Consider the following 26,330-nt stretch of genomic DNA (forward strand, 5'->3'; position numbering starts at 1 on the left):
CCGAGCACCGACAGTAGTTAGTCAACTGACCATTCCGCAATTGATACGGACCGCGCGTGCGCTGGGTTCAATATTGCAGGTAACAATATTTCCGAACGCTACAGCCAGGGCACCCCGGCCCGCAGCAACACATTGGCGTACGGCCGGGCCTCGCCGGTGCGCACCACGAATCGGCAGGCTCCGATGCGCTGTTTGAAGTCGTCGTGGTCGATCAACTCGGCGTTGAGGCCGCTGAGCAAGCCCGCGGCCTCCGGATTAGTGTCCGCGACGTCGCGGCTGCCCCAAGCGGCTTCGACAGTCACCTCTCCCAGGATCAGTTCGAGTACCGGCTCGAACCGCGGAAATCCGTAGCTGATGCCCAGGTCGATGACCGGCACGCCGACAGGTGTCGGCAGACCGGAATCGCTGACGGCGAAGAGGTCGGTATGGCGCAGCGCCGTGAGTGCGGCGAGCAATTCGGCGTGAATGAGTCCGCTGGTGCGCAAAGTTCGATTCCTTGTCGAAGAAGGGGGTCAGACGAGGGGCTGGGCGATGGGGATGGCCGCGAGCGCTGTGACGATCTGAGCCCCGGTGGGGTAGGAGGCGTGGGTTCCCGGTGTCTGGACGGCGAGCGCACCGGCCGCGGTGGCGTAGGCCACGGCGCCACCGAGCGGCATACCATCGGCGAGTGCGGTGGCCAGCGCACCGACGAAGGCGTCGCCCGCACCGGTGGAATCCACCGAATTCACCTGTGGCGCAGCCTGATAGCCACCGGCAACCGGGGCCGGCACATCGCAGCGGTGCGCCCACACCGACCCGGCGGCCCCCAATGTGGCGACGACGGACTGCACCCCGCGCAGGCACAGCGAACGGGCCAAGTGGAATGCCTGCTCGGGAGTCCGCGCGGTGGTTCCCGTCAGTGCCGACAGCTCGGATTCGTTGACGATCAGGGGATGGCAGCGGCGCAGCAGCTCATCCGGCAGCGCCGTCGCCGGAGCGGCATTGAGGACGAACCGGCGCGCTCGGCGCGCGGCCCATTCGACCACGTTCGGCGGCACTTCCAACTGTGCGACGACGACTTCCGCCGACCGCAGCAAGTCGGCCTCGGCCATGGTGTCGAGTTCGGATTCGGGTTCCCAGCCGAAGTTGGCGCCGGGGTCGACCACGATCTGGTTCTCGCCGTCGGCGACGGTGATGTAGGCGGTTCCGGTCCGCGCGTCCTGCACCTCGCGCAGTGCGGTGAGCTCGACACCATACTCGCGCAACGATTTTCGCAGTCCGGGATCGGCATCACGGCCGATTCTGGCAATGAATTCGACCCGGCCGCCCGCTCGTGCCACCGCGACGGCCTGATTGGAACCCTTGCCGCCCAGGTTGGTTCGCGAGCGCAGTGCCAGCACGGTCTCGCCGGGCCGCGGCAGCTGTTGCACCTCACAGACGATGTCCTGGTTGACCGAGCCGAGGACGACAACCGTCACGACTCGGCTCCGTTCGCGGTGAGCTCCAGATTGCCGGGTGCGGCACCGGTGATCAATGCGACCAACCGGTCGCCGTCCACTTCGTTGATCCGATGTGCCGCAACGGATTTGCCGCGTCGCAGCACCACGACATTGTCGCAGATCCGCATGACCTGTGCCAGATCGTGGCTGATGATCAATACGGTGATCCCGCGCTCGCGCAGGCCGCGCACCAACTTCTCGACCGCCGCGGTCTCCCGCACGCCGAGCGCGGCGGTGGGCTCGTCCATGATCACCATGGATTTGCCCCAGGCCACCGCGCGGGCGATGGCGATGCTCTGGCGTTGTCCGCCGCTCATCCGGCGCACGGTGGTACGCACCGAGGGCACATCGACATCCAGATCGCGCAGGATCTCGCTGCTGCGGGCGATCATCGCCCTGCGGTTGACGATGCCGAACGGATATACCAATTCGCGGTTGAGAAACAGGTTCTGCCACACGGCCAGATCGTCGATGAGAGCGAGATCCTGATACACGGTCTCGATACCCATCTTGCGGGCGTGCTCCGGTGAGCGCAGGCGCACCGGTTCACCCTTGAACAGGATCTGCCCGGTATCCGGTGTCTGCACGCCGGTCAGGCAGCGCACCAATGTCGACTTGCCCGCGCCGTTATCGCCGACCAGGGCGGTGACCTCGCCCTCCGGAATCGTCAGCGAGACCCCGGCCAACGCGCGCACCGAGTCGAAGGACTTGGTGAGCTCGCGCGCCTCCAGCAATGGAATCGTCATGTCCTTGGCCTACTTTCGGAAGCGGGCGATGCCGGCGGCAAGCAGTAGCACCGCGCCGACGGCGACCGGCTGGTAGTACTGCGAGATACCGAGAATGGTGAACCCGTTGATCAGCGAGGTGAACAGCACCGCACCGCAGACGGTGCCGAGCACCGACGCCTTGCCGCCGGACAGTGACGAACCGCCGAGCACCACTGCGGCGATCGAGCTCAGCAGGTAGGTGGTCTGCAGCGACGGATCCGCGCCGCCGTTGCGGGCGACCAGCATGACACCGGCTATGCCGCACAGCAATCCGGACATGGCGTAGGCGAACAGCCGGATCCGGTTCACCGAGATACCGGTGTCGCGCGCGGCCTCCAGTCGTCCGCCGGTGGCGAGTAGATGAGTGCCGATCCGGGTGCGGAAGATGATGCCCGCCACGACCAGTGCGGCGAGCAGTGCCAGCAGCCAGAACCAGCGCACCGGACCGATACCGTCGAGTGCGAGCCGTTGTAGGAAGCGGGAACTCACGGCCTCGGTATTGCCATGCGTCAGCAGCAGGGTGATGCCGTTGAGCACGCTCAACATGCCGAGTGTGACCACGAAATCGGTCATATGCAGTCGGCCGACCAGCACACCGTTGACGACGCCGACCGCCAGTCCGGCGAGGATCGCCGCCCCGATGGCGACCGCCATCGGGTAGCCGTGGCTGGCCAGATAGCCGAGAACCGCTGCCGCCCATGGCAGATTGGCGCCGACCGACAGATCGATGCCGCCGACGGTGATCGCGAACTGCTGACCGAGCGCGAGCACGGTGAGGATGGTCGAGGCGACCAGCAGATCGCCGATATTTTCCGCCGTCAGGAAGTTCGGGGTGGCGATGAAGAATGCCACCCACAACACGACCAGGGCCAGCGGTGCCGCGAATTCGGCGACCTTGGCGAGGATCTCCGTGCGCCCCTCACGCGCGCGGAGTTCTTCGGTTGCCTCTGCGGTCACTTGTTCAACAGCCCTTCCACCGGGTTGTCGAAGGCGACGATCGGGCGCGGGAACGCCGCGATCTGCTGGTCGACATTGTCCTTGCCGATGAAGGCGATGGGGGAGACCACGCGCTCGGGCAGCTTCTTGCCCTGGTGCTCGGCCAGGCAGCTCTGCACCGCGAGTTGTCCTTCGGCATACGGGTATTGGGTCACCGTGCCGGTCAGGGTGCCCGCCTTGACGGCATCGAGGGCGGCTTGGATGCCGTCGACGGAGACCACCTTGATCTGGCCGGTCCGGCCCGCGTTCTTGATGGCCTGTGCCGCACCGAGGCCCATGGTGTCATTGGCCGCGAAGATGCCGGTGATATCCGGATGCGCCTTCAGGATCGCCTCGGTGACCTGCAGGCCCTTGTCCTGTTCGTAGTCGGCGGGCGCCTTCTGCGCGATCTCCAGCTTGCCCGCGACGGCATCGGTGAAGCCCTGGTCGCGGTTGATGCCGTTCTGCTCGCCCGCGATCCCCTGCAGGATTGCGACCTTGCCGGTGCCGCCGAGCACCTCGAGCATCTTCTGCCCGGCGATGCGGCCCGCATCGAGATTGTCCGAGCCGATGAAGCTCGCATACGACACCCCGGCCTGAGCGGAGGCCTTCGCATCGATCTGGGTGTCGAGATCGAGGATCGGAATGTTCTTGCGCGCCACCGGCGTCAGCGGCGTGATCACATTCGTGGCATTGACCGGCACCACACCGAAGCAGTCGTAACCCTGCGCGGCCAGGGTGGAGATCTGGGCATTCTCACCGTCGGCGTCGGTCTCGGACTGTCCGGCCTGCACCGTGACCTTCACCCCGAGCTTCTGTCCCTCCGCGAGGGCGCCGTCACGCAATGCCGCCCAGTAGGGGTTGGTGAAGTTCCGGGTGACGATCGCGATCTTGAAATCGCCGTCGCCTCCGTCCTGTCCACCGCGACCGCAGGCAGCGGCGGCAAGCGCGCCGATGAGGACAAGCGGCGCCATTGCACGCCTGAATCGAGCATTCATCGTGAGTTCGACCTATCCGTCTCAAGTATCAACTCGTGTTGATCAACGCGAGTTGATGAGTAGTGTGTGACCCGAGTCACCGGCTGTCAAGTACTTGTGCGGAGTGCTTGGATGGACGGTCGGAGCAAGGAGAGATTTCCGATGGCAGTCACACGAGCCGACGTGGCGCGGCTGGCCGGTACGTCACCGGCGCTGGTGAGCTATGTGCTCAATGGCGGACCGCGGCAGGTCGCGCCCGCGACCAAGGCCCGGATCGAGGCGGCCATCGCCGAACTCGGCTACCGGCCCAATATGTCCGCGCGCAGCCTGCGCATGAACCGCGGACATGCGCTGGGCATGGTGATTCCGGACGGCGCGAACCCGTTCTTCGCCGAACTGTCCGCAGTGATCGAGGCGGCTGCCTTCGCGCGAGGGTATCCGCTGTTCGTCGGCAATGCCGCCGGCGACGCGCAACGCGAACGCGCCTATGTGCGCACCTTCATCGATCGCAGAGTCGAAGGGCTGCTTGCGATTTCGTCGTCCTGGGAGACCGGCATCGCCGATGCCTGCGAGGAGGCGGGCATGATCTTGGTGGCACTGGACCGCGTCATCGATCCGGCGCGTTGCGCGCACGTCATGTGTGATTCGGTCGCGGGCGCGGAGCAGGCCGTCGCCCATCTCATCGGACACGGTCACCGCGAAATCGCCTGCCTGAGCGGTCCGCACGTGTCCACCGCGGAGGACCGCGTGCAGGGCTACCGAAATGCGTTGGCGGCCGCCGGACTTGCCGAAGGACGTATCGTGCGAACGGATTTCGGCGGTGCCGCGGGCTACCGCGCACTGGCCGACCTCATGGCCGATTCACGCCGCCCCACAGCGATTTTCGTAACCAGCGATTTACAGGCGATGGGTATGCTCCGCGCCGCCTACGACGCCGGACTGCGCGTACCCGACGACCTCGCCGTGGTCGCCTTCGACGGAATCGAATACTCCCGCTACACCCGCCCCGGTCTGACCACCATGGTCCAGCCCACCCGTCTCATGGGCGAGACCGCCATCGACCTGCTACTACAACAGCTCGACGACCACACACCCCGCCCCGGAGTGGTGAATCTCGAAGCGGCACTGCACACCAGAGGTTCGTGCGGCTGCCCCGACGAGTTCTGAGGGCTACTGGTCGACGGTGAGGCCTTTGGCTTCCAGGATCGCGGCCAGGTTCGAGACCTGGATGGGGGTCTCACCCGTTTTGTAGCGTTCGATGTAGGTCGCCTCTGCGGAGTCGCGCTCGCGGGAGGCGGCGATTGCGGATCGGATTTCTTCGCGTCGGATGACCACGACACCGTCGCAGTCGCCCTTGACGATATCGCCCGGATAGATGACTTGGCCGCCGAAGACGAGGGGCTGGTTGATGGGGCCGAGGGTTTCCTTGACGGTGCCCTCAATGGAGACATGCTTGGCGAAGGCCGGGAACCCGAGTTCGCGGATTTCTCGGGTATCGCGTACGCCGCCGTCGGTGACGAGGGCGGAAATGCCGCGGGCGGCACACGCATTGGCGAGGACGTCGCCGAATTGCCCGGCGGGCTGGTCGCCGGATGCTACGACGAGCACGTCGCCGGGTTGGGCATAGCTGATCGCGACCTGCAGCATGATGTTGTCGCGGGGGTGGCAGACGACGGTGAATGCGGATCCGCAGAAGGACATGTCGCGGTCGATGGGTTTGATGTCCGAGTCGAGTGCGCCCTTGCGGCCCTGGGCCTCGTGGATGGTGGCCGCCGAGAAGGTGCCGAGTTCGTCGATGAGTGCGCGGTCGGCACGGTCGATCTTGGTGGTGACGTGAACCATGGTTTCTCCGTGATGGGGTCGGGCTGTGGTCAGCTCAGTGCGGCAACGGCTTTCGCGATTTCGGCGGCGGCGGTGCGCAGCACGTCCGCTGAGGTGGCGAAGGAGATGCGCAGGTATGACGGCGCGCCGTAGGCGGAGCCCTGGATCGTCGCGACCGAGGCGGTCTCGAGCAGATACAGCACGACGTCCTGGTCGTCGTGCAGCACTCGGCCGTCCGGCGTCCGCTTGCCGAGGAGTCCGGCGCATCCCATGAACAGGTAGAACGCGCCCTGCGGCCGCACCGGTGCGAGTCCGTCCACGTCGGCGAGCAGGTCGAACATGAGGTCGCGGCGCGCGCGGTAGCGCACGATCGACTCGGCGACGAAGCTCTGGTCGCCGGAAATCGCCGCGGCCGCGGCCGCCTGGCTGATCGAGGACGGGCAGGACGAGCTCTGCGACTGCAGTTTGTTGATCGCCGCTATGAGATGTGGGTGCCCCACTCCGTACCCGAGTCGCCAGCCGGTCATCGCGTAGGACTTGGAAACTCCGTTGACGACGAAGATCTGATCGCGCAGTTGCGGCGCCACGGACAGCAGGCTCGGGGTGCGCTGATCGGTGAAGACGATCTCGTCGTAGATCTCGTCGCACAAGATGTTCACGTGCGGGTGCCGCTCCAGCACGGTGGCGAGTGCCGCGAGTTCCTCCGCGCTATACACCGCGCCGGTCGGGTTGGACGGCCCGTTGAGGATCACCCATTTCGTGGCAGGAGTGATCGCCGCCTCCAATCCCGCTGCGGTGAGCAGGAATCGGTCCGATTCGGGGCAGTCCACGACAATGGGCGTGCCACCGTGCAGGGTGACCATATCCGGATAGGACACCCAGTACGGCGACGGCACGATGACCTGGTCGCCTTCTTCGACCGTCGCCATCAGCGCCATGAAGATGACTTGCTTGGCCCCGCCGCCGACGGTGATCTCGTTGTCGCCGACTGTGCTTCCGGTCCGGTCGAGTATCCGCGCCGCAATAGCCTGCCGCAGCTCCGGAATACCGTTCACCGCAGTGTATTTGGTGAGCCCGGAGTTCATGGCTGTGATCGCTGCGGCCTTCACATGATCGGGGCTGTCGAAATCCGGTTCGCCTACGGTCAGGTCGAGGATCACCCGACCTGACGCGCGTAGCTCACGAACCCGTTGTGCGGCAGCGGAACTCGGCGATTCTCGCATCCGCTCGACGCGGGCGGCGAGGGCAGCGAGGGGAACGGGAGACATGCTTTCCTCCTGGGGAGATCGACATAGGGTTCAGAAAGCCAGCAGCACTTTGGCGGAGGCCGCGGCATCCTTGGCGACGGCGAAGGCCGCCAAGGCATCTCGAAGGGGGAACTCGTGGCTGATGACCGACTCGACGACTAGGCTCCCATCGGCGAGTGCGTCGAGTACCGCGTCGATCTCGTCGTTGAAGCGGAACGATCCGACGACCTCGAGTTCACGTGTGACGACCAGCGACAGCGGCGCGGGCTGCAGTCCGGTGGGCAGTAGCCCGAGCAGGACCACCCGGCCACCTCGGGTGGCGCCACGAATGGCGGATTCGAGTCCGAAGCGGTTGCCGGAGCATTCGATGACGATGTCGGCGTCCACCGCGGCGATCATGTCGGTGTCGTCGGCCTTCAACGTTGTGGTCGCGCCGAGTTCGCGAGCAATAGCCAGTGGATAATCATGGATGTCTACTGCCGTGATCGCGGCGGCACCGGCGCGGCGCAGTACCGACACCACTAGCGCGCCGATCGGACCGCAACCGATCACCAGCGCGTTCTTTCCCGCGACCTCCCCCGCGCGCGAAACCGCATGCCAGGCAACCGAAGCCGGTTCCGCTACGGCCGCCGTTCGCAGCGGAAGACCATCGGGCAGCGGTCGGAGCATCCGGGACGGCAGCACCGCATAACGCGTGAATGCTCCGTGTGTATGAGGGAATTGGGCCGCACTGCCGAGATAGGTGCACCCGGGCGACAGGTTGGGACGATCGGTGGGATAGCGCAGGCTGTTGCCGCCCGGCGTCGCCGGATGTACCGCCACCCGGGTACCCGTTCCGGGCCCGCCACCGTCTGCGGCCTGCTGGACCACCGTGCCGACCACCTCGTGTCCGAGTAGCATCGGTGCCTTCAGGATCGATTCGCCTGCGGCTCCATGGGTCCAGTAGTGCAGGTCGGATCCGCAGATGCCGCCGTATGCGATTTCCACGACCGTATCGGACGGTCCCGGCGGTGTAAGGGCAATGGCTTCGACGCGAAGATCGCCCGCCGTATGTGCCACGACTCCCAATGTGCGAGAAGGCAATTCGGTCATCGGTAGCAGCGACCTCAATCCTGCCGCCGGACGAATTCGAGCCCACCGGGCACCTGGAACGTCGGCGTGATCTCGATCAGACCCAAATTCACATGCCGCGGTGCGTCGATCGCGAACTCGATGGTGTCGGCGATGTCTTTCGTCGTAATGGATTCGTAGCCTTCGTAATAGGTCTGCCATGCCTCCCGCATCGCCTCGGGTGTGCCGCCGAGATTGCGTCCGAAGATTTCGGTCTCCACCCGGCCGGGGCAGATCTCGGTGACCCGGACACGCCTGCCGATGACATCGTTGCGGAGCTGGCGCGAGATCTGGTGGATCGCGGCCTTTGTCGCGTGATAGGCCGTGTGGCCGTAGAAGTTGTAGAGACCCGCGATGGAGCTGATATTGACAACATGACCGAGGTCTCGTTCGACCATGCCCGGCATCAGCAGCCGACACAGATGTAGCACGGCACGGAGATTGACGTCGACCATGGCATCGACCGATTCCGGTGCTGCGTCGAGGATATTCCCGGTGGCCGATACCCCGGCGTTGTTGACCAGGACATCGATTTCGAGCTGGCCGACCGCATTGGTGAGTGCGGCGGTATCGGTGACATCGACAGCGAGCGGGATCATCCCGGTCCGTGCGGCCACCTCGTCGAGCCGTGCGGCGTCGCGGGCGACGCCGTACACGGTGAGGCCACGCTTGGCGAGCGTCTCGGTGATCGCGGCTCCCATCCCGGTATTGGCTCCGGTGACGAGGGCGGTTCGGTAGTCGTCGAAAGGCATGACACTCCTTGTCTCGGGTGAGTCCGTTCTGCTTGTGGTCAGAGCGTGTCGCGCAGGGGCAGGTGGGCACGGTCGGTGACGGTGCTGACCGCCGCGAGCGTGCCGAGTGCGGTGGCGACGGCATAGACGGCCGGGACGTAGATGCCGAAATGCGGGATGAGCCAGGTCATCAGCAGCGGTGCGGTGCCGCCGAACAGCGCCGATGAGATGTTGTAGCCGAGCCCGTAGGCGGAGTACCGGACCCGGGTCGGGAACAGTTCGACGATGAGGATGTGGATGACCGCGGTGTGCCCGGCGAAGATGACGGCCATGATGCAGGCGCCGAGCACCGCGAGTGCGAAACTGCCGGTCGCGATGAGGGCGTAGCAGGGGATAGCGCCGACGGCCATCGCGATCGCGGCACCGGCGATCACCTTCTTACGGCCCAGCTTGTCCGACAGTGCACCCATGAAAGGAATCGCGATGCTGATCGCCACCAGACTGGCGGCGGTGACGATAAGTGCTGTGCCGGTGGAGAATCCGATCTTGTCGCCCTTGAGGAAAGTCGGCATGTAGGAGAACAGGACGTAATAGCCGGAGCCGTTCATCAACGGGATGAACAGGGCGAGCAGCATGGCCCTGCGGTGTTCGGGCGTCGCGAACGCTTCTTTCAGCGGGTTGCGTGACAGGCCGCCGGATTCCTTGAGCTTGCCGAAATTCGGGGTGTCGCTGATGGCGCGGCGGATGTACCAGCCGATCAGGCCCATCGGGATCGCGATGAGGAATGGAATCCGCCAGGCCCAGCTGCCGAATCCGCCGCCGTGGATGGCACTCGCGTTCAACCACGGGGACATCGTGAAGGCGACCAGGGTCCCGGTAAGCAGGGCGAGGAAGGAGGCGATCTGGGCGTAGCTGGTGATCAGTCCGCGTTTGCCCTCGGGCGAATGTTCGGCGAGGAAGGTCATCGCACCGGCGGCCTCACCGCCGACCGAGAATCCCTGTGCCAACCGCAAAGAGATCAACAACGCGGGTGCCGCGACGCCGATGGCCGCATAGGTCGGCAGGACACCGATACCTGCCGTCGCGACGCTGATCAGCATGATGACGAAGACGAGCATCTTCTGGCGGCCGATCTTGTCGCCGAGGATGCCGCAGACCACCGCGCCCAGCGGACGCACGAAGAAGGAAATCGCATATCCGGCGAAGACCAGCAGCAATGCGTCACTCGACTTGGAAACATCGAAGAACACGATGGCAAGGGCGGTTGCCATGAAGGCGAAGATGCCGTTGTCGTATAGCTCGACGAAGATGCCGACGCAGCCGGCCAGTACGACCTTGCGGATCGAGCCGGACGGCGCCGCATGCGTGTGGTCGGTGGGCACGGACCCGGCCGGGGCCGGAGAGATCGTGTCGGTCATGGGTACTCCAGGTGACTGTGGCGGATCTGGTCTGCGCGGGGCCCCTGCGTGGTTACGCAAGCTGCCGCATTCGGGGCCTGACCGTGCAGACCGGGCCGGTGGCAAGTGTTGGTGTGGATGGGAATTCGGAGGCAGTCGTAGGCATTTGCCACACGGGTGCGTAGTCGATCGATCGCGGCCTGCTGCGCGCGGTAGCGGCGCACCGCGTCGGGAATGCCGATGTGCCGGAATCGGACTCGCTGACCGGGCCGGGCCTGTCCCAGTTGCGACAAGCCGGTTGCGGTGACGACTGCGAGCACTGGATAGCCCGCTGTCACGCCGCGGCCACGGTGCAGCACGAGCAGTTCGTTTCCGGCAGGCACTTCGACGGCTCCGATCGGTACGCCCCGGGATAAGACCTCGGTCCGGCTCTCTCGTTGCGGGACGGCACCATCGGGACTGAGCCGGAGTCCGATGTGATTGCTGTTGTCGCCGATGACGAACGAGGTATCGAACAGTCGCGTGGCGGTGCTGCCGAATTCGGCGATATCGGGTCCATCGGTGACATCGATGGTCCAAATTCCGGTGAGCGCGGGGCGTGCAATGCCGAAGTGGAACAACGGAATTCGGAAATGTGGGTGGTCGAGTAGCGGCCCGTCGATCTCGACGTCGACATTTGCCCCCGCAGTCAGTTGTCGACCGAAACCGAGTACCGGATCCGGAGCGCAGCTGTCGAGCAGATAGTTCGCGGAAATCGTCCCGTGCACCGCGACGTAGACCCGAAGTCCGTCGCGGATGCCGCGAACGGTGAGTTCGGTGCCTGCCGCCCAGATGAACGGTTCCCACTGGGAGCGGGTGACACCGTCGACGCATACGTCGGCGGGTGCACCGGTGATCGCGACGAGTAGATCGGTGCTCGCGACGGCACCGAAATCCAGCGCGACCAGTTCGAGCAGCGGTGCCGTGCGCGCACTGCCGACCAGGGCGTTGGCGACTTCGGCGCTGTACTGGTCGAGGGCACCGCCGGTCAGCTGGCCGATCCGTGAGGCTCGGCGGCGACCAAGATCCTGGACGGTGGTGATCCCCGGGGTCGTCACGGTGATGGTCTCAGCCATGCAGCACCCCCTCGAACCGGGACCATTCGTGGGCCGCGATGGCATGGAACCGAAACGTGTCGCCGGGCCGGAAGGCGGACAGCGGCTCGGTCGTCGGGTCGACCATGGTGCGCGGGGTTCGACCTATGACGGGCCATCCGCCGGGCGCTGGCCGTGCCGAAACGACAGCCTGTCGACCGGCCACTGCCACGGCTCCGGCGGGTACATGCGGGCGCGGGACGACGCGTCGGGGTACCGGCCGCGGGAAGGCGGGACCGTCGAGCATCGGCGCGCCGCCTGGGGATCCGAAGCAGCGCATGGTGAGTGGTGAGGATCCGTGCACGCGGATCACCTCGGCCGGGGACAGCCCCAACTGGTCAGCCACGTCGTCGAGATCCGGACCGTACTCGCCGCCGTAGACCACGGGGATATCGAAATGCCGGGCCGGGCGTGGCGTCGGTGCTACCGAATCTCGTACGAGATTCGCGAGCAGCTGTCGAATATCGTCGTGAGTGCTTGCCGCGCAGTCGAATTCGATGAGCACGGCGTCGTAGGTGGGAATGACGCCGGTAATCGCGAAGCGGTCCGCATCGGTGTCGATCGCGGCAGCGATCGCGTGCACAGCTCGCCAGCATTCTTCTCGGTCGGCACCCTGCGCAGTGACGCGTACGGCGGAATCACCGCAGGCCACGACCCGGAAGGCGACTCCCGCTACACCGGACATGGTTCGTTTTCCTTACCGGCACGATCCGCGAGTACCTCGGGCAGCGGAACGATGTGCACACCCACCGCAATGAGCGCGGTCCGGATCGCCCGTGCATTGCGTACTGTGTCTGCGTTGTCGCCGTGCAGAAGCAGTGTGTGCGGACGGACAGAAAGGCTTGTGCCGTCGACGGATTCGATGATCTCCTCGGTCACCATGCGCACCGCTCGGCGGGCGAGGACCTCGGGGTCGTGGATGACCGCACCCGGCTCGGATCGCGGGACGAGGGTGCCGTCTGCGCGATAAGCGCGATCCACGATGCCGACGATTCCGACCCGAATCCCCTGTGCGCGAGCGTGGTCGGCGAGTTCGCCGTCCTGGGCGAGCACGATCAGGTTCGGATCGAACGACCCGACGGCATCGACCACGGCCGCGGCGTAGTCGGCGCGGGTCGCCACCAGGTTGCCCAGGCGGCCGTGCGGCGCCACATGCGACACCGTGGTGCTGTACGCGACGGTGAAGGCGTGCAGCGCGCCGAGTTGGTACAGGACATCGGTGCGCACCTCGTCGGCGGAGAGGTCCATGGCCCGCCTACCGAAGCCGACCAGATCCGGAAAGCTGGGGTGCGCGCCGATACCGATGCCGCGGGCAACGCACTGACCGACCGTCCGGTCCATGGTCTGCGGATCGCCCGCGTGAAAACCGCAGGCGATATTGGCGGAGGTGAGGACGTCGAGCAGCGCGTTGTCATCGCCCATCGTCCACGCCCCGAAACTCTCGCCGATATCGGCGACGAGATCGATCTTCCATGCCATGGATGCCTCCGCGGGGTGGGAAACTGCGAGCACCGTATGAGTGAACGTGCGGTGTAAAAGGACGCTACGCAGGTTCGCCCCGGCGCGGGTAATACCGGTTTCGAGTGAGGCGATAACGAACCTCTATGGTGTCTGAGCAGCGACTATGCGGTGGGCTCACAATGTCGGCCGTGAATTCGGTACCGCCACGTTTCCGCAGAGCAACAATACGGAAATCATCGCGTGCGACGACGTTGCTGCGAGAAAGGTGGATCGACGACGTGGATACTCGACGCTTGTTTTCGTTCGTGCGCATCGTGGATGCCGGCAGCATCACCCGTGCCGCGGATATCCTGCACATCGCGCAGCCCGCGCTGAGCCAGCAGATGACGGCCCTGGAGGCCCAGTTCGGTCAGCAACTGCTGATCCGGCACAAACAAGGCGTTGAACCCACCGACGCGGGCCGGGCGCTGTACCGGCACGCGCAGATCATCCTGCGTCAGGTGCAGAGCGCACAGGCCGAGGTGAGTGTGGTCGGCCGCGAACTGGCGGGCGGTGTTTCCGTCGGGCTGGCGCCCTACAGCACGGTCAACGCGATCGCTCTGCCGTTGCTGACCGCGGTGCGTGAGCGGTATCCGAGCATCCTGCTGCACATCAACGAGAACTTCGGCGGCGTGCTCAGCGAGGCGATGATGACCGGCCGGATGGATATGGCGCTGCTGTATGACACCGGACCGATCAAGGGTGTGACCTTCGAGCCGCTGCTCACCGAGGAACTGATGGTCGTCGCCCCGGCGGGGACCGGGCTGCCGGGTACGACCGGTTCCGCGGTCTCGATCGCGCAGCTGAAGAGCCTGCCGCTGCTGCTGCCCGGCCCGATGCACACCATCCGGAAAGTGGTGGAGCAGGCCTACGATCACGCGCTGGAACATGCGCATGTCGTGGGAGAGGTGGAGTCGGTGGCGCTGATGGCGCAGGCGGTGCGAAATGGCTTGGGCTCCACCGTTTTACCGTTATCGGTGGCCCGCCGGACCATGACCGTCGACAATCTGGAATTGCGCCGCATCGAACCGCCGATCACGGTCCAGGTATCGCTGGGCACCCCGACCAATCAGCCGCTCTCGAAACCGGCGGAGGCCGTGCGCGAAATACTGCGCGCTGTCGTCGCCAACTACGTCAGGAACAGTGCGGGGCGCACGGCTCAATAACCCCGTCGGATGTCGATGGTCGCGAGCAGCGGTTGTCCGGTGGCGAACCGTTCGACGTTCGCCGTGACATGATCGGCGAGCACCGCGGTGAGGCCCGTCGCGGGATTGGCGACATGCGGGGTGACGATGGCGTTGGGCAGCGTCCAGAGGGGATGGCCCGCCGGAAGCGGTTCGGGTTCGGTCACATCCAGGGCGGCGCCGCCGATCGATCCGTCCTCGAGTGCGCGTACCAGCGCATCGGTATCGATAAGCGAGCCACGAGCCACATTCACGATCCAAGCGGTCGACTTCATTCTGGCGAGAGCATCCGCATCCACGAGGTGTGTGGTGTCCGGTGTCGCCGGTGCGGCGAGCACGAAATGATCTGCTCGCGACCAGATTTCGGTTATCCGATCCGCCGCGACCGTCTCGGCGGCGCCGGGCACCGGAGCGCCCGACCGGGTGACTGCCAGTACCTGTGCACCGAATGCGGTGAGCAAGGGGATCATGGCACGGCCGATGCCGCCACAGCCGACGATTGCCACGGTCGAGCCGTGCAGCGTCCCGACCCGTGGGTCGAAATCCGACTTGCGCCAGGATGTCGCGCGTACCTGCTCGGCAAGGACCCGTACACCGGCGAGCAGCAGCAGGACGCCGTGCTCGGCGACGTTGCGCGCGTACGCACCGGCCGCTGAGGTCCAGACGCGAGTCTCATCGATGATCCCGGCGGAGATCCAGGGTTCGACGCCGGCGGCGGGCAACTGCACCCAGCGCACTGCGTCAGGCAGCAGGTCGGGAAAGGTGGCCGGTCCCTGCGTCCACACCACCGCGTCCGCGTCGGTGAGTGGAACGAGAATGCCGCCGCCTTGCTCGATGCCCTTGGCGAGGGCGGAGTCGGAATCGGGACCGAGATGGATTCGCGGACGGCTGATATTCGGCACGGTTGCCTTTCGAGCTGGAAGTGGATCAGACGACGGCGGTCAAACCGCCATCGACATACAGGATCTGGCCGTTGACGAAATCCGATGCGGGCGAGGCGAGAAACAGCAGCGCACCCACCAATTCGTCGGTACGTCCCCACCGTCCGGCCGGTGTGCGCCTGGTGAGCCAGTCACTGAAATCGGCGTCATTCACCAGCGCGGCCGTCAACTCGGTATCGAAGTAGCCGGGCGCGATCGCATTGACCTGCAGTCCCAGTGGAGCCCAATCCGCGCACATGCCGCGGGTGAGCATCTTCAGCCCGCCCTTGCTCGCCGCATACGGCGCGATCCCCGCCCGGCCCAATTCGCTTTGCACCGAACAGATATTGACGATCTTGCCGCGTCCACGTTCGACCATCGCGCGTGCGAATTCGCGCCCCACGCAGAAGGCGCTGAACAGATTGGTATCGAGCACGCGACGGAAATCTGCGTCGGAGAATTCGAGCAGCGGGCTGCGATGCTGGACTCCGGTGTTGTTCACGACGATATCCACCGGGCCGATCTCTTTTTCGACCTGCTGCGCCGCGGCGGTCACCTGCGCGGAGTCCGTCGCATCGAATGCACAAACGTGGACTACCGTGCCGGTCTTGTCTGCGATCTCGTCCCGGCTGCGGGCGAGTGCCGCCGCGTCACGGCCATTGAGGACGACCGTCGCTCCCGCCTCGGCGAGCCCGGTTGCCAGCGCATATCCGATACCGCGGCTCGAGCCGGTGACCAGGGCGATCTTGCCCTCGATATCGAAACTTCGATGCGCACTCACCGCGCCACCGCCCGGTCCCGAGCGAACCCGACCACCGACCGCGCGATATCGTCCGGCCCCGCCCCGACATCCAGTACGATCCCGAACTCATCCGGCCCGAGCGGCTCCAGCAATGCGAGTTGAGAATCGAGCAGGATGGGCCGCATGAAATGCCCGCGTCGTGCCGCCATCCGCGACCGAATCGTGGTGGGCGAGCCATGGAGGTGCACGAAAGCGACTGGTGCAGAGATATTTCGGAGCACATCCCGGTACTGTCGCCGCAACGCGGAACACGCCACCACACCGGCACCTCGTGTGCACATCCAGTCGCGTACGGCCTCGAGCCACGGTGCCCGGTCCGCGTCCGTCAGCGGAATACCTGCGGCCATCTTCGCGACATTCGACGGGGGATGCAGATCATCGGCATCCAGGAACTCGCCGCCCGTCATCTCGGCGACCCGCCGCGCGATCGTCGACTTCCCGCAACCCGTCACGCCCATCACCACAATGTGGGGTCGCCGATCGCCGTCCATGAATATTCCCGTCCGCCGGTGTCCAGATACGCAGATCGACCATGCCCGAACATGTCGCCTCGGGGCAATGATCAGGTGATACGAGTCCTGGAGGACGTCATAACGAAAGACGAGGGATGAACCGCGAGGGCGGCTGAAGATCGGGCGCTTCCAGGTGCCCCACGCACTCCATAGCCGGCAGGGGACCTGAAAATCGCGAGCCAGAGAAATGCGCTGAGCTGCAATGGTTCTCGGTGAATGAACTACCGAGTACATGATCGACTCCTGCCGCGTGGCGATGCGGCGTATCGCCGACGGAGGGCTCTTTTCGGTCTATGGCTGGTAGCACGCCCCACCGACGGCCATTGGTCCGTCGGTGGGGCGGGGCTCGGTTATCCGCAGTGGACCTCCGAAGTTATCCGCAGTGGACTCCGAATTCCTCCCAGAGGTCGTCCTTGATGCGCCCGCCCCAGTCGATGCACTTGCCTTCCGCTTCGACCTTCGCGTACGCGAAGTCGGAGAAGACGCGGTCGTCGTTTATGACCACCTGGGAGTGGTCCTTCGACTGCCGGACGGCGGCGCCCATCGAGATCGGGTCGCCCGGCTTATCGCGCACGGTGACTACGCAGTTGGTCCGGCCGTCGTAGGTGAGAAAGACTGTGCCGCCCTTCAACTCGTGCGAGTCGATCACCTTGAAGCCGCCACCGCACTGGCCGTCGTATGTTGCCGCGGACGCGGTGGCCGGGAGGAATACCGCCATCCCAGCGGTGATCCCGATTGCGGCCGCACATGCGGCGATCAGCTTTTTGGCGTTGCTCAAGGTCGAACCCTTCCCTCTTCCATCCATGTGACATCTAGCGTTCGGCTTTTTACCCCGCGTGCTCGGCCGCCAAACTCGGGCACCATCGTTGCTGCCACGCCGAACCTACGGCAGCAGTTGATAACCGGCTATTTGCGGCCTTCCAGATCTGGGAACTTTCGCACCGGATCAGAGCGCCGGGCGGAAATCTTTTTCCAACGGTCGGTGCAGACCGGCACGTCACACCCGGACTGCGACGGGTTCCGCGGAGATGGTGGGCTCGGAGAAGTCCGGAGTCCGGCGGTTCGGGATGGTCGCCGAGATCGCGGCACCGAGTACGGCAACACCGCAGCCGATCAGCAGTGCGACCCGGAATCCGCTTTCGGTCGGAATCGCGTGCCCGCCCATCGAGACGGTCATCTGGGCGAGCACCGCTCCGATCACGGCAGCAGCGGCAGACGTGCCAACCGAGCGCATCAGGGTGTTGAAGCTGTTGGCGGCAGCGGTTTCCGATACCGGGACCGCACCCATGATCAGCGCGGGCATCGCGCCGTAGGCGAAACCTGTTCCCGCACTGATGATTACGGTGACGGCCAACATCCCCCATGTTGAACCCATCAGCGCCATCGAGGCGGCATAGCCGAACGCGATGATCAGGCATCCGATGACCAGGGTGAACTTGGGACCGCGGGCGGCCGAGAGCTTGGCGCCGACCGGCGAGATCAGCATCATGACGACACCCGCCGGTGCCATCCACAGTCCCATCGCCATCATCGACTGGCCGAGGCCGTAACCGGTGGCGGTGGGCAGTTGCAGCAGTTGCGGCATGACCAGCGACTGGGAGTACATGGCGATACCGACTACGACCGAGGCGGCATTGGTCAGCAGTACCTGCGGCCGTGCGGTCACGCGCAGATCGACCAGCGGCGCATCGACCAGCAGCTCCCACCAACCCCAGACCAACAGCAAGACCACCGCGGTGACGAACAAGCCGAGGATGCTGGCACTGGTCCAGCCCCAAGCGGCGCCCTTGGAGATCGCGAGCAGCAGCGATACGAGTCCGGCACCGAGGCCGATCGCTCCGAGTACGTCGAAACGTCCGGTGCCGCCGCTGTTCGGGGTATCCGGGATGATCGCGAATATCAGCACACCGACCAGCGCGGCAAGTGCGGCGGAGCCCCAGAACAGCCCCCGCCAGTTGCTGTATTCGACAACTGCCGCGGACAGCGGCAGGCCCATGGCGGCGCCGATGCCGAGCGACGAACTGATCAGCGCGATGGCCGCACCCAACCGCTCGGGCGGCAGCAGATCACGCAGCGCGCTGATGCCCAACGGAATGATGCCGACACCCGCACCCTGCAGGCCGCGGCCGATGATCATCGGCACGATCGAGGTCGCGACGGCGCAGACGAGTGATCCGGCGACCAAAGAAACGATCGAGGCGAGCAGGATCCGCCGCTTGCCGTAGAGGTCGCCGAGTCGTCCGGCGACCGGAGTGATCACGGCGCCGACCAGCAGGGTGATCGTGACCACCCAGGTGGCATTGGATGAGGTGGTGTGCAGCAGCTGCGGCAGCTCACCGAGTAGCGGCATGACGAGTGTCGCCATGAGTGAGGCGACGATGCCTGCGATGGCCAGCACGGCGAGGACGCCGCCTGGCCGGGCAACGGGGCTTGGAGTATTCACGCGCGTCTCCATATTGGTGGAAATCAGGAAAAGAATGTTGGACGCATACGATGTGCGTAATGCACACTGTATGGCATATACATGTTGCATGCTAGATGCACGCGATGTGTGTGACGCACATCGCGTGGTATATCTGGTGCTACGGAATCCAGGCGCAGGTCGGCGCGGATCGGCAGAAGGACCCGAAATGGACAAAACCCTCGACAAGATCGAGTTCGAGACCATGCTGTTCGGCCGGTACAGCCTCGCCTCCCGACAGCTCGGCGGGCGTCGACTCGATCGCAACACCTACACATTGCTCAATCGGCTGCGGGTGGCGGGCCCGATGACGATCGGGCAGTTGAGCGAGGCGGTTGGCCAGGACGTGTCGACGCTGAACCGGCGGACCGCGGCCATGGTGCGCGACGGTGTGGTGGAACGCATCCCGGATCCGGATGGCGGCATGGCCCGCAAATTCCGCATTACCGCCGAAGGCGAACGGCAACTCGACCGCGAACGCGACGAATCGATCGAAACCTTGGCGGCGATCCTCGCGGACTGGTCACCGCAGGACGCGGCCGCCTTCGCCGATTACCTGCAGCGTTTCAATATCGATATCGAGCGCTATCTCGGCCGCCCCTGGCCGCGCCCGTAGTCGTCAGATCGCGGTGCCGATGTCCTGGGTGACCAGGTGGTCGAGGGCTCGTTCCGCGACGGCGGCGATCGTCATCGACGGATTGCATGCCGCGGCATTGCCCGGCAGCAGCGCACCGTCGACCACATAGAGCCCGCGCTGACCCAGGACCCGGCCATCGAGATCGCAGACCGATCCCATGCTCGCACCGCCGAGGGCGTGCCAGGTGGACGGGAACAGTGCGTTGGTGTCCACCAAAATGCTTGTCGGACCGGCGATTCGGCGCACGGTCGGATCGATGTGATTGTTCTGGATACTCGCGTCGCCGTTCTTGGGCCACTGCAGGATCGCGTCGTCGTTGGCCGAATCGTAGACGAACCGGCCGCGGTCGGCGCTCACGCCGTATCCGACCAGCATGGTGCTTTTGGCATCCATCTGCATCGGCGGTATGGATGCTTGGATGACAGTGAAGGCGGCCTGGGGATCGTTCCAGTTCTTACTTCCGTAGACCACGGGACCGCCTTGAGCCGCACCGAAATCGGCGATGGGGTCGGTCCAGACATAGATCCGGTCGGCATTGGTGCCCCACTGCTGACCCAGCCCATCGGGCAGGTCCGGAATCTTTCCTTTCGCGCCGGCCCGTACCAGCAGCTTGGTGGTGTTCAGACTGCCCGCCGACAGTACGAGGGCATTGGCCGTGATGATCTTGTTTTCCAAGACATTGCCCGAGGTGTCGAGCCGTTCGACGTACACGACCCAGCGGCCGTCGGCGCCGCGTTCGACATCGGTGACCTGGTGCAGCGTCTGCACCTCCACCCGGCCGGTCGCCTCGGCCGCGGCGATATAGGTGACATCGACCGAATGTTTACCGCCGTTGTTCACGCCCATCGCGCCGTCGCCGTTGGTGTACGACGGTTTCATCTCACCCCGTAGCTCGGCGAGTGCGTAGTTCCAGTCGATGGGCATCGGAATCTTCGACAGTGGCAGCCCGGCCTGGCGCACATGATCACCGAATACGCGTGCGGCCGTGTAGTTCCGGTCCGCGATCAACTCGTCGGGCGCCACCGCGAGGCCGAGCATGTGAGCCACCCTCGGATAGTGCACTCGATCCATGGTCGCCCAGTCGAGTTCCTCGGGCAGATTCGCATCGAATACCGGTTGGGTGGGCTGCAGCGACATGCCCTGGTAGATGAGCGAGCCGCCGCCGAGGCCCGCGGCGCACAGGGCGGTCATATTCGCTCCGGGTACCGCCTCGACGAGGCCGGTGTAGGGCTCGAAAACCAGCGGTGTACCGAATAACGTCGGGCTGGACCGGTACCAGAGCACCCGCTTGTCGAGCGCCGAGGCGCGCGGAAAGGTCTCCGAATTCGGCCCGGTCGGCCAGCGCATCCCGCGTTCGAGCAGTAACACCGGCACCCCGGCCTGGGCCAGGCGCAGCGCGGTGACCCCGCCGCCGAATCCGGATCCGACCACCACGACGCGGCGTTCCTCGCGGGTGAGCGGGACGCTGTTGACCCGTGCGGCGATACCGTGCGTCGGGTTGGTGCTTCGTGAGCCGAGTATGGCGACACCGGCCGCCGCGGTCGCGGTCAACAGGGTCCGGCGGGTGATCACCGACATGCTCTTCCTCACTCACATAACCGGACGGTCTTGTCCGGTTGGGTCGATAGTTTGCTGGAGACTGTGGAAGGAGTCAAGCGGTAGGTTGGGCGAATGACAGCGTCGCGCCGAGCAAATCCCGGACCGAAAGCCGCTGCCGAAAACCGAGCGGCTCTGATTCGAGCGGCTCGAACTGTGTTTGCGGAGAACGGTTTCGACGCACCATTCAGTTTGATAGCGCGCGCGGCAGGTGTCGGGCAGGGCGTGCTGTACCGGCATTTTCCGACCAGGGAGAGCATTGCGCTCGCGGTATTCGAAGAAAATATCGTCGAGATCGAAGTACTTGCCGCCGACCCGGCGACCACGGTCGGGGACGTGCTGGCCCTGATCGTCGATCAGCTGACAGCGTCCGCGGCCTTCCTCGCCATGATCTATCCGTCGAACACCGAGGACGAGCAGTTGCTCGGCGCGGCTTGGCGGCTGCTCGGCCTCATCGGCCAGATGCTCGACGACCCCGGCCGGCGCGGCGATATCCGCGCCGACCTTACGGCGACGGATATCGTCATAGCGGTGGCGATGCTGGCGGCCCTGCTGGCGAAGACCGACCCGGAATCCAGACAGGCCACATCCCGGCAGGCATGGGCAATATTGGAGCGTGGCCTGCGCACGTGATGCCCGTGGCGAGAGTGTGCAGTAGCTCGCCGCGTGGGCGTGGATCGGCGAGTACGGTCATCACCATGAGCAAGGCCATAGTTGAGCTGTCTCATCCGATCTCGGACGGCATGCTCACCTATCCGGGCCTGCCCGCACCGCGAGTCACCATACATACCGCGCGTGACCGGTCGGCACTGGTCGACATGACCCACGAGATCGCGCGCGTGGATACCGTCGGCAATGCGGGGACATATATCGACGCGCCCTTCCATTTCGATGCCGACGGCGCCGATATCGCCGAGCTGCCGCTGGAACGGCTGTTCAACGTGCCGATCGTTATGATCCGCGCGGCGGGAATCCGCGTAGTGGGACCTGATCTGCTCGGCGACCCGGCACGGCTATGGGGCAAGGCGGTGCTCGTGCACACCGGCTGGTCGGCGCGCTGGGGTTCGTCCGAGTATCGAGGCCCCGGGCATCCGTACTTGGTCGGTGAGGTAGCCGATGCGCTGGTCGCCGCCAATGTGGCACTGGTCGGCATCGACTCGCTCGACGTCGATGACACATCCCTGCCGACGCGACCGTGCCACCACACGCTGCTCGGGGCGGGAATCCCGATCATCGAGCAGTTGACGAACCTGGACGCGGTCCCCGACATCGGTGCCAGGCTGGTCGCACTGCCTGCGCCGGTGCGTGGGATGGGCTCGTTTCCGTTACGGGCTGTTGCCTGGACCGATCTGTCAGTATTTGGGTGAGGTCGGCGGTCGGTATGCCGCATCGACCAGGCGCATGCCCGCGATGTCATCCCGATTGTGCCACTGCGGCAAGGCTTTCCAGCGGTGGTGCAGCCGCTCGACTGCGTCTGTATCGAGTTCGACGCCGAGGCCCGGTGCGTCGGGGACGGTGACGGCACCCTCTTCGAAGACAAAGGGTTCGGTGATCACATCTTCGGGCTGCCATGGGTAGTGGGTGTCGCAGGCGTAGGTCAACTCGGCGACGGTGGCGGCCACGTGGGTCATTGCCGCGAGGCTGATTCCTAGGTGGGTGTTCGAATGCATCGAGACGCCCTTGCCGTATGCGTGGCAGACCGCGGCCAGGTCGCGGGTGGCGAACAGTCCGCCCCAGAAGTGATGGTCGGACAGCACGATCTGGACCGCATCGATATCGAAGGCGGGGCGGACTTCCTCGATCGAGGTGACGATCATATTGGTGGCCAGGGGCATTCCGGTGCGGCGATGCACTTCGGCCATATCCTCGCGGCGCGCGGTGGGGTCCTCGAGGTATTCGACGACGCCCGAAAGCTGCTCGGCCACAGTCGTTGCGCTGGCCAGCGACCAGCCGCCATTGGGGTCCAGCCGCAGCGGATGATCCGGAAATGCCTTGGCCAGTGCGTCGATCGCGGCGACTTCCTCCTCCGGCGGGAACACACCGCCCTTGAGTTTGAACGAGCGGAATCCGCCATAGGTGGCGAACTTTTCGGCCAGGCGGACGACGCCATCGGGGTCGATCACCTCGCCCCAGTCGTCGGTCGGTGCGTCGGGGAACGGATGTTCGGCCCACTTGTAGAATAGGTAGCCGGAGTAGTCGACCCGGTCGCGGACCTTGCCGCCGAGCAAGGCGTGCACCGGTAGGCCGAGTTCGCGACCGTGGGCGTCGAGTGCGGCGGATTCGAAGGCCGATATCACGCTGAGGCGGACCTTATCGGTGGTGAGGGTGCCGCGCAGACCACCCGCGATCGGGTTGTCGATCAGCACCTCCCCGGTGGTGTTCGCACCGAGCAGGCGAATGGCGTTGATCGCGGCGACCGGCATGCCGATCAGTTGTTCGGCGAGGTCGGCCGCGCGTTCGAGGTAGACGCGATCGCCATAGGTTTCGCCGAGACCGTGAGCGCCGCTGTCGGTTTCGATCTCGACAATCAGGCGCGGCGTATACGGCTGGTGCACGCCGCCGACATTGAGCAGGGGAGCGTCCGCGATGAGGATCGGGGTCAGTCGAACATCGGTGATAACAGGGGACATGTCAGTCTCGCTTTCCGTCGACCCGGCGCGGCAGCCGCCACGGGTTGGCCTCGCGCAGGGCCGGTGGAAGTAGGTCGTCCGGGAAGCCCTGCCAGGCGACCGGCCGCAGGAAGCGGGCGATGGCGGCGGTGCCCACGGAGGTGGCGGTCGGCGCGGTAGTGGCCGGATACGGGCCGCCGTGCTGTTGGGCCCAGCTGACCGTGACGCCGGTGGGCCAGTCGTTCCACAGCAGTCGGCCCGCGAGTGCGGTGAGGGCCGGCAGCAGGGGACGCACATCGTCGATCTCGGAGGTCTCCGCAACGATCGTGGCGGTGAGACCGGGCTCGAGCTGGCGCAGAACCTGTTCCAGCTCAACGGGATTCGAGTATTCGACGACCAGTGCCGCCGGGCCGAAGCATTCCGCCTGTAGGGCCGCGCCGCCTGACCGGAAATCGGTGGCTTGCACGCTCAGTAAGGTCGGTGCGAGTAGATCCTTCGGTGCCGAAAGGGCTGTGACTGTGGGATTGTCGCGCAGGGTGGTGACGCGCGATCGGAAGCCGTTGGCGATGTGGTCGTTGAGTAGCGGCCGTGGTGGCACGGCTGCGACCGCCGCGGTCAGCGCATCGGTGAGTCCGTGCTCCGAAGGCAGCAGCAGCACACCGGGCTTGGTGCAGAACTGTCCGGAGCCGAGGGTGAACGATCCGACGAAACCCTCGACGATCTGTTGTCCGCGCGCGCGGATCGCTCCGGGCAGGACCACTACCGGATTGACGCTGCCGAGTTCGCCGTAGAACGGGATCGGGCGCGGTCGCGACGATGCGATATCGAACAGTGCCCGGCCACCTGCCAGGGAACCGGTGAACGATGCGGCGGCGATATCCGGATGACGCAGTGCGGTAGTGCCCGCTTCGACACCGTGGATGACCGCGAAGGTGCCTGCCGGGGCGCCGGCCGTCGTCAGTGCCTCGCGTACAATGGCTCCGGTCCGTTCGGAGAGTCGCGGGTGGCCCGGATGTGCTTTGAGGACAACGGGACAGCCTGCGGCCAGTGCCGAGGCGGTATCGCCACCCGCGACGCTGAACGCGAACGGAAAGTTGCTCGCCGCGAAAACGAGTGTGGGGCCGATCGGCACTAGGCTGCGCCGGATATCGGGTCGCGGTCCCATCGGCCAGCTCGGATCGGCGTGATCCACAGTGGCGGCGAGGAATTCGCCATCGGCGAGCACTTGGGCGAAGAGTCGCAACTGGAAGGTAGTGCGGGTCAATTCGCCACGCAGGCGCGGTGTTTCGGGCAGATGGGTTTCGGCCGCGGCGAGCGGGACGAGTTCATCGGCGGCCGCGTCGAGGGCGTCGGCGATACGGGTGAGCCACTGCGCGCGTTCGGTGGGTGTGGTGTCGGCTAGGCGGCCTGCGGCATCGGTTGCCGCGGCGATGATCCGCTCTAGTTCGTCGAGGTCGGTGTCCATGAAATCCTTCCGAAGGTTGGCGGTGGTGCTGTTCAAGCGATCGTGGCGATCAGTGGTGCGGGCGGCAGCGAATCGAGCAGTTCGATGACTCGGTGCAGCGCCGGATTGGCGCACTCGCGTCGCCAGATCGCGTGCAGGACAACGGGATCTTCGACGCCGATGAGCGGCCGGAACCGCACGCCGTCGGGATGCAGATGGGTGGCGGTTTCCGGTACCAGTGCCAGACCGCGTCCGGCGGCCACCAGCGCGAGCATGGTGTGTACCTGGGTGAGTTCGTGGGTGGCGGTGTATGGCACGGCCGCGAGGATGCCGGAAACCAGATCGGCGAAATAGCGGGCCGGGCCCGGCGCGTACACCAGCATCGTCTCGCCGCCCAGTTCCTCGATCGCGATCGGACCGTTCCCGGCCAGTTTGTGCTGTTCCGGCACGGCCAGCATCAAGCCTTCGGAATGCACCAGCCGCGAATCGAATTCGCTGCGATCGAACGGCGGGCGGGCCAGCGCCAGATCGAGGCCACCGCTGCGTAGATTCTCGAACTGGTCGGAACTCACCATCTCACGCAGCACGATCTCGACCTGGTCGAGCCCGGCCTCGATGTGGTTGAGGAACCGGCCGAGGAATCCGAAGCCCGACGCCGCGGTGAAGCCGATCCGCACCGTGCCCGCCCCGCCCGCGGCTACCAAGCGGGCGGTGCCGGGCGCAGCGCCCGCCATGGCCAGGAGACGACGCGCCTCGGTCAGGAAGACCTCGCCAGCCGGGGTCAACTGGACCTGCCGCTGGGAGCGGTCGAAGAGTTCCACCCCGATATCGCGTTCGAGCTTCTGGATCTGGCGGCTCAGCGGTGGTTGCGTCATCTGCAGGCGTTCGGCCGCCCGACGGAAATTGCCCTCCTCGGCCACCGTGACGAAGCCGCGGACGTGCTCCAGCGACAGCATCGACATCGTTCTCCTCCTGCGTTGTGGCGTGCACTCCGCCTCGCCCGCAGATTGCGCTCTCCGCAGGCTATGA

27 protein-coding genes are annotated in these 26,330 nt (G+C 65.5%); 5 read left to right on the plus strand and 22 right to left on the minus strand.

What is annotated here, in order from left to right; genetic code table 11:
- Window positions 1-98: 98 nt before the first annotated feature.
- The 5 genes from rbsD to AB0J47_RS32425 are packed head-to-tail and all read right to left on the minus strand — an operon-like array spanning window position 99 to window position 4,194.
- On the minus strand, window positions 99-485 hold the full coding sequence (gene rbsD, locus AB0J47_RS32405; protein ID WP_364354807.1) for a D-ribose pyranase: 387 nt from the start codon (window positions 483-485) through the stop codon (window positions 99-101).
- A gap of 27 nt (window positions 486-512) precedes the next feature.
- A complete protein-coding gene (locus AB0J47_RS32410) occupies window positions 513-1,457 on the minus strand; it encodes a ribokinase (RefSeq protein WP_364354810.1) in 945 nt (314 codons plus the stop codon).
- Window positions 1,454-2,224 (minus strand): ATP-binding cassette domain-containing protein, encoded by a 771-nt coding sequence (locus tag AB0J47_RS32415; protein WP_364354813.1) that lies wholly within the window; start codon window positions 2,222-2,224, stop codon window positions 1,454-1,456. The genes AB0J47_RS32410 and AB0J47_RS32415 overlap by 4 nt, the downstream gene beginning before the upstream one ends.
- Before the next feature lie 9 nt (window positions 2,225-2,233).
- A complete protein-coding gene (locus AB0J47_RS32420; RefSeq protein WP_364354816.1) occupies window positions 2,234-3,202 on the minus strand; it encodes an ABC transporter permease in 969 nt (322 codons plus the stop codon).
- Window positions 3,199-4,194, minus strand: coding sequence for a substrate-binding domain-containing protein (locus tag AB0J47_RS32425; protein ID WP_364354819.1), 996 nt, complete (start codon window positions 4,192-4,194; stop codon window positions 3,199-3,201). The genes AB0J47_RS32420 and AB0J47_RS32425 overlap by 4 nt, the downstream gene beginning before the upstream one ends.
- Window positions 4,195-4,359: 165 nt before the next feature.
- Here AB0J47_RS32425 and AB0J47_RS32430 point away from each other — a divergent pair, with 165 nt between their 5' ends.
- Window positions 4,360-5,364 carry a LacI family DNA-binding transcriptional regulator gene (locus tag AB0J47_RS32430; RefSeq protein ID WP_364354822.1) on the plus strand — a complete coding sequence of 335 codons (1,005 nt, stop codon included), beginning with the start codon at window positions 4,360-4,362 and terminating at the stop codon, window positions 5,362-5,364.
- A 3-nt stretch (window positions 5,365-5,367) separates the two neighbouring features.
- On the opposite strand, the gene AB0J47_RS32435 is transcribed toward AB0J47_RS32430, so the two are convergent.
- Genes AB0J47_RS32435 through AB0J47_RS32470 form a run of 8 tightly spaced genes read right to left on the minus strand, consistent with a single transcriptional unit; the run spans window position 5,368 to window position 13,115 of the window.
- Entirely contained in the window at window positions 5,368-6,039 is a 672-nt protein-coding gene (locus tag AB0J47_RS32435; RefSeq protein WP_364354825.1) for a 4-carboxy-4-hydroxy-2-oxoadipate aldolase/oxaloacetate decarboxylase, read from the minus strand.
- Window positions 6,040-6,068: 29 nt separating this feature from the next.
- The gene (locus tag AB0J47_RS32440) at window positions 6,069-7,286 is read right to left on the minus strand and encodes an aspartate transaminase (RefSeq protein WP_364354828.1); all 1,218 of its coding nucleotides are present in this window, start codon (window positions 7,284-7,286) and stop codon (window positions 6,069-6,071) included.
- Window positions 7,287-7,316: 30 nt separating this feature from the next.
- Entirely contained in the window at window positions 7,317-8,357 is a 1,041-nt protein-coding gene (locus tag AB0J47_RS32445) for an L-idonate 5-dehydrogenase (RefSeq protein ID WP_364354831.1), read from the minus strand.
- A gap of 14 nt (window positions 8,358-8,371) precedes the next feature.
- On the minus strand, window positions 8,372-9,127 hold the full coding sequence (locus tag AB0J47_RS32450; protein ID WP_364354834.1) for an SDR family oxidoreductase: 756 nt from the start codon (window positions 9,125-9,127) through the stop codon (window positions 8,372-8,374).
- Between the two features lie 38 nt (window positions 9,128-9,165).
- Window positions 9,166-10,524: an MFS transporter gene (locus AB0J47_RS32455; protein WP_364354837.1), complete on the minus strand. Its 1,359-nt coding sequence runs from the start codon at window positions 10,522-10,524 to the stop codon at window positions 9,166-9,168.
- Entirely contained in the window at window positions 10,521-11,618 is a 1,098-nt protein-coding gene (locus tag AB0J47_RS32460) for an allophanate hydrolase (RefSeq protein ID WP_364354840.1), read from the minus strand. The genes AB0J47_RS32455 and AB0J47_RS32460 overlap by 4 nt, the downstream gene beginning before the upstream one ends.
- Complete coding sequence (locus tag AB0J47_RS32465) at window positions 11,611-12,321, minus strand: carboxyltransferase domain-containing protein (protein WP_364354843.1); 711 nt, start codon at window positions 12,319-12,321, stop codon at window positions 11,611-11,613. The genes AB0J47_RS32460 and AB0J47_RS32465 overlap by 8 nt, the downstream gene beginning before the upstream one ends.
- A complete protein-coding gene (locus AB0J47_RS32470; RefSeq protein WP_364354846.1) occupies window positions 12,309-13,115 on the minus strand; it encodes a 5-oxoprolinase subunit PxpA in 807 nt (268 codons plus the stop codon). The genes AB0J47_RS32465 and AB0J47_RS32470 overlap by 13 nt, the downstream gene beginning before the upstream one ends.
- A 275-nt stretch (window positions 13,116-13,390) precedes the next feature.
- Between AB0J47_RS32470 and nac the strand changes: the two genes are divergently transcribed.
- On the plus strand, window positions 13,391-14,302 hold the full coding sequence (nac, locus tag AB0J47_RS32475) for a nitrogen assimilation transcriptional regulator NAC (RefSeq protein ID WP_364354849.1): 912 nt from the start codon (window positions 13,391-13,393) through the stop codon (window positions 14,300-14,302).
- On the opposite strand, the gene AB0J47_RS32480 is transcribed toward nac, so the two are convergent.
- The 5 genes from AB0J47_RS32480 to AB0J47_RS32500 all read right to left on the minus strand — a co-directional run bounded on the left by AB0J47_RS32480 (window position 14,296) and on the right by AB0J47_RS32500 (window position 18,997).
- Window positions 14,296-15,222, minus strand: a complete 927-nt coding sequence (locus tag AB0J47_RS32480) for a D-isomer specific 2-hydroxyacid dehydrogenase family protein (RefSeq protein ID WP_364354852.1) — start codon at window positions 15,220-15,222, stop codon at window positions 14,296-14,298. The genes nac and AB0J47_RS32480 overlap by 7 nt on opposite strands.
- A 25-nt stretch (window positions 15,223-15,247) precedes the next feature.
- Window positions 15,248-16,021 (minus strand): glucose 1-dehydrogenase, encoded by a 774-nt coding sequence (locus tag AB0J47_RS32485; protein WP_364354855.1) that lies wholly within the window; start codon window positions 16,019-16,021, stop codon window positions 15,248-15,250.
- On the minus strand, window positions 16,018-16,533 hold the full coding sequence (locus AB0J47_RS32490; protein WP_364354858.1) for a gluconokinase: 516 nt from the start codon (window positions 16,531-16,533) through the stop codon (window positions 16,018-16,020). The genes AB0J47_RS32485 and AB0J47_RS32490 overlap by 4 nt, the downstream gene beginning before the upstream one ends.
- Before the next feature lie 394 nt (window positions 16,534-16,927).
- The gene (locus AB0J47_RS32495) at window positions 16,928-17,332 is read right to left on the minus strand and encodes a spore-associated protein A (protein ID WP_364354861.1); all 405 of its coding nucleotides are present in this window, start codon (window positions 17,330-17,332) and stop codon (window positions 16,928-16,930) included.
- Between the two features lie 219 nt (window positions 17,333-17,551).
- On the minus strand, window positions 17,552-18,997 hold the full coding sequence (locus AB0J47_RS32500; protein WP_364354864.1) for an MFS transporter: 1,446 nt from the start codon (window positions 18,995-18,997) through the stop codon (window positions 17,552-17,554).
- A gap of 187 nt (window positions 18,998-19,184) precedes the next feature.
- Here AB0J47_RS32500 and AB0J47_RS32505 point away from each other — a divergent pair, with 187 nt between their 5' ends.
- The gene (locus tag AB0J47_RS32505; protein WP_364354867.1) at window positions 19,185-19,631 is read left to right on the plus strand and encodes a winged helix-turn-helix transcriptional regulator; all 447 of its coding nucleotides are present in this window, start codon (window positions 19,185-19,187) and stop codon (window positions 19,629-19,631) included.
- A gap of 3 nt (window positions 19,632-19,634) precedes the next feature.
- Here AB0J47_RS32505 and AB0J47_RS32510 read toward each other — a convergent pair whose 3' ends face one another.
- Window positions 19,635-21,230 carry a GMC oxidoreductase gene (locus tag AB0J47_RS32510; protein WP_364354870.1) on the minus strand — a complete coding sequence of 532 codons (1,596 nt, stop codon included), beginning with the start codon at window positions 21,228-21,230 and terminating at the stop codon, window positions 19,635-19,637.
- Between the two features lie 93 nt (window positions 21,231-21,323).
- Here AB0J47_RS32510 and AB0J47_RS32515 point away from each other — a divergent pair, with 93 nt between their 5' ends.
- Together AB0J47_RS32515 and AB0J47_RS32520 are read left to right on the plus strand one after the other, a co-directional pair.
- The gene (locus tag AB0J47_RS32515; protein WP_364354873.1) at window positions 21,324-21,881 is read left to right on the plus strand and encodes a helix-turn-helix domain-containing protein; all 558 of its coding nucleotides are present in this window, start codon (window positions 21,324-21,326) and stop codon (window positions 21,879-21,881) included.
- A 65-nt stretch (window positions 21,882-21,946) separates the two neighbouring features.
- Complete coding sequence (locus AB0J47_RS32520; RefSeq protein WP_364354876.1) at window positions 21,947-22,615, plus strand: cyclase family protein; 669 nt, start codon at window positions 21,947-21,949, stop codon at window positions 22,613-22,615.
- On the opposite strand, the gene AB0J47_RS32525 is transcribed toward AB0J47_RS32520, so the two are convergent.
- Genes AB0J47_RS32525 through AB0J47_RS32535 form a run of 3 tightly spaced genes read right to left on the minus strand, consistent with a single transcriptional unit; the run spans window position 22,601 to window position 26,263 of the window.
- Window positions 22,601-23,878: a glucarate dehydratase family protein gene (locus AB0J47_RS32525; RefSeq protein WP_364354879.1), complete on the minus strand. Its 1,278-nt coding sequence runs from the start codon at window positions 23,876-23,878 to the stop codon at window positions 22,601-22,603. The genes AB0J47_RS32520 and AB0J47_RS32525 overlap by 15 nt on opposite strands.
- A gap of 1 nt (window position 23,879) precedes the next feature.
- Entirely contained in the window at window positions 23,880-25,322 is a 1,443-nt protein-coding gene (locus AB0J47_RS32530; RefSeq protein WP_364354882.1) for an aldehyde dehydrogenase (NADP(+)), read from the minus strand.
- A 32-nt stretch (window positions 25,323-25,354) separates the two neighbouring features.
- Window positions 25,355-26,263 carry a LysR family transcriptional regulator gene (locus AB0J47_RS32535; protein WP_364354885.1) on the minus strand — a complete coding sequence of 303 codons (909 nt, stop codon included), beginning with the start codon at window positions 26,261-26,263 and terminating at the stop codon, window positions 25,355-25,357.
- Between the last annotated feature and the right edge of the window lie 67 nt (window positions 26,264-26,330).

It is taken from the genome of Nocardia sp. NPDC049737 (genome assembly GCF_040674755.1).
Lineage (GTDB): Bacteria > Actinomycetota > Actinomycetes > Mycobacteriales > Mycobacteriaceae > Nocardia.

What these genes read in the sequence shown, in the direction of transcription:
- AB0J47_RS32415 (WP_364354813.1), bottom strand. Translation starts at nt 2,224, where the DNA reads ATGACGATTCCATTGCTGGAGGCGCGCGAGCTCACCAAGTCCTTCGAC.
- AB0J47_RS32425 (WP_364354819.1), bottom strand. Translation starts at nt 4,194, where the DNA reads ATGGCGCCGCTTGTCCTCATCGGCGCGCTTGCCGCCGCTGCCTGCGGT.
- AB0J47_RS32430 (WP_364354822.1), top strand. Translation starts at nt 4,360, where the DNA reads ATGGCAGTCACACGAGCCGACGTGGCGCGGCTGGCCGGTACGTCACCG.
- AB0J47_RS32435 (WP_364354825.1), bottom strand. Translation starts at nt 6,039, where the DNA reads ATGGTTCACGTCACCACCAAGATCGACCGTGCCGACCGCGCACTCATC.
- AB0J47_RS32440 (WP_364354828.1), bottom strand. Translation starts at nt 7,286, where the DNA reads ATGTCTCCCGTTCCCCTCGCTGCCCTCGCCGCCCGCGTCGAGCGGATG.
- AB0J47_RS32445 (WP_364354831.1), bottom strand. Translation starts at nt 8,357, where the DNA reads ATGACCGAATTGCCTTCTCGCACATTGGGAGTCGTGGCACATACGGCG.
- AB0J47_RS32450 (WP_364354834.1), bottom strand. Translation starts at nt 9,127, where the DNA reads ATGCCTTTCGACGACTACCGAACCGCCCTCGTCACCGGAGCCAATACC.
- AB0J47_RS32455 (WP_364354837.1), bottom strand. Translation starts at nt 10,524, where the DNA reads ATGACCGACACGATCTCTCCGGCCCCGGCCGGGTCCGTGCCCACCGAC.
- AB0J47_RS32460 (WP_364354840.1), bottom strand. Translation starts at nt 11,618, where the DNA reads ATGGCTGAGACCATCACCGTGACGACCCCGGGGATCACCACCGTCCAG.
- AB0J47_RS32465 (WP_364354843.1), bottom strand. Translation starts at nt 12,321, where the DNA reads ATGTCCGGTGTAGCGGGAGTCGCCTTCCGGGTCGTGGCCTGCGGTGAT.
- AB0J47_RS32470 (WP_364354846.1), bottom strand. Translation starts at nt 13,115, where the DNA reads ATGGCATGGAAGATCGATCTCGTCGCCGATATCGGCGAGAGTTTCGGG.
- AB0J47_RS32490 (WP_364354858.1), bottom strand. Translation starts at nt 16,533, where the DNA reads ATGGACGGCGATCGGCGACCCCACATTGTGGTGATGGGCGTGACGGGT.
- AB0J47_RS32505 (WP_364354867.1), top strand. Translation starts at nt 19,185, where the DNA reads ATGGACAAAACCCTCGACAAGATCGAGTTCGAGACCATGCTGTTCGGC.
- AB0J47_RS32510 (WP_364354870.1), bottom strand. Translation starts at nt 21,230, where the DNA reads ATGTCGGTGATCACCCGCCGGACCCTGTTGACCGCGACCGCGGCGGCC.
- AB0J47_RS32515 (WP_364354873.1), top strand. Translation starts at nt 21,324, where the DNA reads ATGACAGCGTCGCGCCGAGCAAATCCCGGACCGAAAGCCGCTGCCGAA.
- AB0J47_RS32520 (WP_364354876.1), top strand. Translation starts at nt 21,947, where the DNA reads ATGAGCAAGGCCATAGTTGAGCTGTCTCATCCGATCTCGGACGGCATG.
- AB0J47_RS32525 (WP_364354879.1), bottom strand. Translation starts at nt 23,878, where the DNA reads ATGTCCCCTGTTATCACCGATGTTCGACTGACCCCGATCCTCATCGCG.
- AB0J47_RS32530 (WP_364354882.1), bottom strand. Translation starts at nt 25,322, where the DNA reads ATGGACACCGACCTCGACGAACTAGAGCGGATCATCGCCGCGGCAACC.
- AB0J47_RS32535 (WP_364354885.1), bottom strand. Translation starts at nt 26,263, where the DNA reads ATGTCGATGCTGTCGCTGGAGCACGTCCGCGGCTTCGTCACGGTGGCC.